The sequence below is a fragment of the Desulfothermus sp. genome, from assembly GCF_053993635.1.
Map to the genome: position 1 here is coordinate 1 of NZ_JBMYBT010000032.1, position 5265 is coordinate 5265.

General features: G+C 34.0%; 5 protein-coding genes. All 5 read left to right on the forward strand.

What is annotated here, in order from left to right; genetic code table 11:
- The coding region (locus tag ACY2V1_RS02425) for an ATPase domain-containing protein (protein WP_461833206.1) at nt 1-1016 on the forward strand (1016 nt) is incomplete at its 5' end.
- Nucleotides 1017-1018: 2 nt separating this feature from the next.
- Nucleotides 1019-1375: a hypothetical protein gene (locus tag ACY2V1_RS02430; RefSeq protein ID WP_461833207.1), complete on the forward strand. Its 357-nt coding sequence runs from the start codon at nt 1019-1021 to the stop codon at nt 1373-1375.
- Nucleotides 1376-1379: 4 nt separating this feature from the next.
- Nucleotides 1380-2237 (forward strand): GGDEF domain-containing protein, encoded by an 858-nt coding sequence (locus tag ACY2V1_RS02435; RefSeq protein WP_461833208.1) that lies wholly within the window; start codon nt 1380-1382, stop codon nt 2235-2237.
- Between the two features lie 17 nt (nt 2238-2254).
- Nucleotides 2255-3307: a sensor histidine kinase gene (locus ACY2V1_RS02440; RefSeq protein WP_461833209.1), complete on the forward strand. Its 1053-nt coding sequence runs from the start codon at nt 2255-2257 to the stop codon at nt 3305-3307.
- Nucleotide 3308: 1 nt separating this feature from the next.
- Nucleotides 3309-5177 carry a hybrid sensor histidine kinase/response regulator gene (locus ACY2V1_RS02445; RefSeq protein WP_461833210.1) on the forward strand — a complete coding sequence of 623 codons (1869 nt, stop codon included), beginning with the start codon at nt 3309-3311 and terminating at the stop codon, nt 5175-5177.
- Nucleotides 5178-5265 lie beyond the last annotated feature (88 nt).

Below are 5265 nucleotides of genomic sequence, written 5' to 3' on the forward strand. Positions count from 1 at the left end.
CTGATGCGTTTCAGTTTAGAAAACAGGTCTTGAGTCTTATTCGTTTTTTAATAGAAAATGGCGCCACTATTTTGTTTACTTCAGAGGCATCAACAGAGGCTCCAGATGAAGATCTCATGTTTTTGAGTGATGGAGTTATAAATCTTGAAGTAAAAGCTGATGCTAGGATAATTGAGATGTCGAAGTTCAGGGGATCTGAATTTATCCCTGGTCTTCATTCCTATAAAATAGGTCAAGGTGGGGTAAAGGTGTTTCCCAGGATCATTCCAGAGCTCTATACCCTTGATTTTGAGTATAAAGTGGTCTCATCTGGAATACCTGAAGTTGATGAGTTACTCAAAGGTGGCCTTGAGATGGGCACTATTACCATGATAAGTGGCCCAACAGGTGTGGGCAAGACAACTTTTAGTATGATATTTTTGAAAGAAGCCGCAGGCAGGGGAGAAAATTCTGTGGTTTATTCCTTTGAAGAGACCGAGGAAAAATTAATAAAGAGGTGTGAGTCAGTAAATATTCCTGTTAAATCTATGATTGATAGTGGCAGATTAAAAATAAGGCGTATTGAACCACTTACATTAGTGCCAGATGAGTTTGCCAATATGGTTAGAGAGGATGTGGAACAATTTGGGGCAAAGGTAGCAATGATAGATTCCACTTCTGGATATGAGATGGCAATGGGAGGAGAAAATCCAAGGGAGCATCTCCATGCAGTATGCAGATACATGGCAAACATGGGCCTACTTGTGCTTCTTCCAACAGAGATTAGAGATATAACTGGGACATTTAAGGTTTCAGATCAACATATAAGCTACCTGGCAGATAACATCATTTTTTTGAGATATATTGAGACTAAAGGAGAACTTAGACGGGCTATAGGGGTATTAAAGAAGCGACTTGGTGATTTTGAAAAGACCTTACGTGAATACTCCATAACACGCTACGGTATTAGAGTTGGTGAGCCTTTGAAGAATCTTCGGAATATCTTGTCTGGTACTCCTGAGTCTGTAGTAGAATAAATATGAAAAAAAAAGTATTACTCATATGTAAAAATAAGAAAAATTTAGAGCTTCTTATGGATTTTTTGAAAAAAAATGGTATATCTTCAAAAGGGTATCAGGACTTGAAAGAAATTATGCCCATAAACCGTGCTGAAATCTCCCTTTCTCTTATTGATTTAAGTGGTTATGATAGGTCTGTATTAAAGGTCCTCTCCATATTTTTTGAAAAAAAGGTCCCTTTTATTGTAATTTTTCCTCCTCAGGCAAAAAATAAGAATATTGTTCCTCCTCCTGGCTCCAAGGGAATATTGATAAAGCCATTGAATCCAAAGATGCTGCTTACTTTAGTTAAAAATTTTTTGGAAGAGGATAGATGATTTTATGAAGATATTAATTGGATTAAATAATAAGGCAAATAAAAATTTAATAGTGAAATGGATTGGTATGAGATATCAACTGGATATTATGGAACAAAAAGAGGATTTAAATAAAGAATTTGATCTACTAATAGTGGATGGACCAGTGCTCGAAGAATTAAAAGATAATATTAAATCGAGAAAAGATACAGAAACCCCAGTTTTTTTGCCAGTGCTGTTGATAACAAACAGGGACAATGTTAAGTTTATTACAAAGCAGCTCTGGGTAACAGTGGATGAGATAATACTCACTCCAATCGAAAAATTGGAGTTGTCTGCTCGAATCGAGATCTTGTTAAGGGCAAGGAGACTCAGCCTTTTAACACAAAAAATGGCAATAACAGATCCTTTAACAGGCCTTTATAACCGTCGCCATTTTTTTGTTATTGCTGAGAGAGAAATATGTAAAGTAAAGAGAAATGGAGGATCAATTATCTGCCTTATGATGGACATAGACCATTTTAAAAGGGTAAATGATACCTATGGACATACTGTGGGGGATATTGTTCTAAAAGAGGTTGCCCAGAGAATAAAGTCTTGTCTTAGGGATTTTGACATAGTTGCAAGATATGGAGGAGAAGAGTTTGTGGCCATCATTGTTGATTTAAATTCAAGTATTGCAAAAAAAATAGCAGAAAGGATAAGACAAAGGGTGTCAGAAAAACCCATTGAAGTGGAAAATAATATTAGCTTGCCAGTATCCATATCCATTGGAGTGAGTTCACAAAAAGCACCAAATATAGATCTTAATACTCTTATTAAAAATGCAGACAAAAATTTATATAGGGCAAAAGAATCTGGAAGAAACAGGATTGTTTATTAAAAATTAGGGAGATTTATTTGAATAAAATACTTTTACTATTTAAACATAAAGAAAATGAAATACATATTAGTAATTTTCTAAAAACTGATTTTGAGTTGTTATATGAACCTTACTCAACGGAACTATCAATTGATCTCATAGTAACAGACTCGCTTGCGCTTAAAAGTTACATGGACTGGATAGTTGCAAAAAAGAATTCTGAGATGCCTGTATTTTTACCGTGTTTGTTCATTTCCTCAAGAAAAGATATTAAGCTTGCATCTAAATTTTTGTGGAAAGTTATAGATGAAATATGTTTTGCTCCAATTGAAAAGCTTGAGCTAAGGGCAAGGATAGAAATATTACTTAGATCAAGAAAACTGAGTCTGGAATTAAACAAAAGAAATATAGATCTTCAATCTATATTATATATGTTAATACATGATTTAAAAGCACCTGCAAGGGCCATAGTAGGATTTTCCTCTCATATAATAAGAGATCCAAAGCAAGTTGCTAATTTCTCATCAGATACTTTAGATTTGTTAAACAGGATTGTAGCATCTGGTAAAAGAATTGAGGACTTAATTGAGACTGAATTTAATTACTTGAAATTGGTCAATACAGTACCACGGAGTCTGCCTGTAAATTTATATGACATGTTTGAAAAGGTTAAACAGGAGCTTGAAGAAGAGATAGAGAAGAGTGGTGCAAAAATAGACATAGATCTTGAGAAAAAACTTCTGGTATCAGATGAATATCTATTGAGGGTTATTTTTAATAATCTATTTTCAAATTCAATTAAATACAGGAACAAAACCAGGGAATTAATAATAAATGTTAAAGGTTCATCAGTAAAAAATAGAGTTTTTAGGTTTGAAATAAAAGACAATGGGATAGGTATACCTGAAGAGAAAATTGAGGAAATTTTCAAGCCATTTGTTAGACTCCATGGGGAAGAGATTCCAGGCTATGGAATTGGTCTCTCAATCGTAGAAAGGATTATCCTCAGCCTGAATGGTAGAATTCATGTATTTTCCAAGTTGAATGAAGGTACTAAGATAATAATAGAACTTCCTTATAAGGACGGATAAAATGAAAGTATTAATAATAGACGACGATTCCAATGATAGGCTCCTCATAAAAATGGAGCTTGAAAAGGGATTTAAAGACGTAGAAACTGTAGAAGCTGCTAATGAAAATGCTTTTTTTGAGGCCATAACTAAAGGTCCATACGACCTGGTTATATGTGACTATCTTTTGAGGTGGTCTGATGGCATTTCTATAACTAAAATTATAAAACAAAAATATCCAAAGACCCCTGTAATAATGGTAACTGATAGTGGTGATGAAGAAGTAGCAGTTCGCGGTATGAAGATTGGATTAGACGACTATGTCTTAAAAAAGAATTTAAATAGACTGTGTATTTCTGTTAATGAAGTTTTTGCCAAGGTGAGGATGTCTGAAAAGCTGGAAGAGAGCGAACAGAGATATAGAACAATAGCGGAAATGAGTCCTTTTGGGATATTTATGTTACAGGATAATACAATAGTTTATGTAAACAGACGTTTTATCCAGCTCTTTGGCATTACAAAAATAGAGGATGTGTTGGGTAGGTCATTTGAAGAAGTAGTCCCTGACCTTTATGAACACATTTTAATACAGTGTAATAAGACAGGGGATCAATTTTATGGAGAAGTTGAAGGAGAGGAAGTAAGTATAAAAAGAGCAGATAACATTAAATATTTGAAAATATTTATTAGGCCCATAAACTATGGCGAAAAAAAGGCATTTATGGGTCTGATTGAAGACATAACAAAACAAAAAGAATTGGAATCAAGATTGTTACGCTCCCAAAAATTAGAGGCAATAGGTACCTTTGTTGGGGGCATAGCTCATGATTTTAATAACTTATTATCTGTTATAATTGGATATTCTGACCTCTTAGTCAATATTACTAACGATAAAAAATTACTGGATAAAATAAAAAAAATTCAAGCTGCCTGTAACAAAGCCAGGGATCTGGTAAAAAATCTTTTGACATTTGCCAGGCCAGGTAAGCCTGAGGAAAGGATATCCATAGATATTGTTCCTTTGGTAGAAGAAATATGTAAATTGGCAAAGACCCTGATACCTGAATCTATAGAGTTTAGGTGCAAGATTTATAAAAAAGGGCCTTTATACGTTAGGACCTTTCCTTCTCATATTACCCAAATTCTTTTAAATTTAGTTAACAACGCTGTTCAGGCAATTGAGTCACAACGGGGCAAGATTGAAGTGGAATTGGATTTTCAAAAACAGGTTAAGAAGCCTTTTTTATTGGAATCAAATGATGAATATGCTGTATTAAAGGTCAAGGATAATGGTAAAGGAATAGATTCTACTGTTCTGAATAAGATTTTTGAGCCTTACTATACTACAAAACCCCAGGAATTAGGTACAGGACTCGGGCTATCTGTTGTGCATGGATTGGTCAAAGATATGAAAGGAGAAATCGAGGTCAAATCTACACCTGGGAGGGGGACTGAGTTTATAATTTTTTTCCCTGTGACTTTTAAGATGACAAAAAATGGTGAAAAATTTTCTGTCCCTAATATTGAAAAAAAGATGAAAGGTAATGTTTTGATAGTGGATGATGATAAGAGCGTTGCAGCTGTTGTCAAGGAAATTTTACAGGATACTGGATTTAAGGTTGTTGATTTTACACACCCTGAAGATGCATTGAATACCTTTTTAAAGGAACCAGATAAAATAGATTTATTGATAAGTGATTTCACAATGCCTAGAATGGATGGTTTAGAATTAATAAAAAAAATTAAAGCAATTAAGAACGATTTGCCTTGTATTTTGATGACTGGTTATCCTGTGTCTCTTTATGATGAATGTAGAATAAACAGGTGTGAGGTCTTAATGAAACCCTTTGGCAAACATGAGTTACTTAAGACAATAGAAAGTCTGTTCTAGGTTTCCCTTTTTAAGTTATACGGATTCTCTTCTAATAAAATTTAGATTAATTGACAATTACCAACAAGTGTTTTATCCCCCACATAAG

What these genes read in the sequence shown, in the direction of transcription:
- ACY2V1_RS02430 (WP_461833207.1), top strand. Translation starts at nt 1,019, where the DNA reads ATGAAAAAAAAAGTATTACTCATATGTAAAAATAAGAAAAATTTAGAG.
- ACY2V1_RS02435 (WP_461833208.1), top strand. Translation starts at nt 1,380, where the DNA reads ATGAAGATATTAATTGGATTAAATAATAAGGCAAATAAAAATTTAATA.
- ACY2V1_RS02445 (WP_461833210.1), top strand. Translation starts at nt 3,309, where the DNA reads ATGAAAGTATTAATAATAGACGACGATTCCAATGATAGGCTCCTCATA.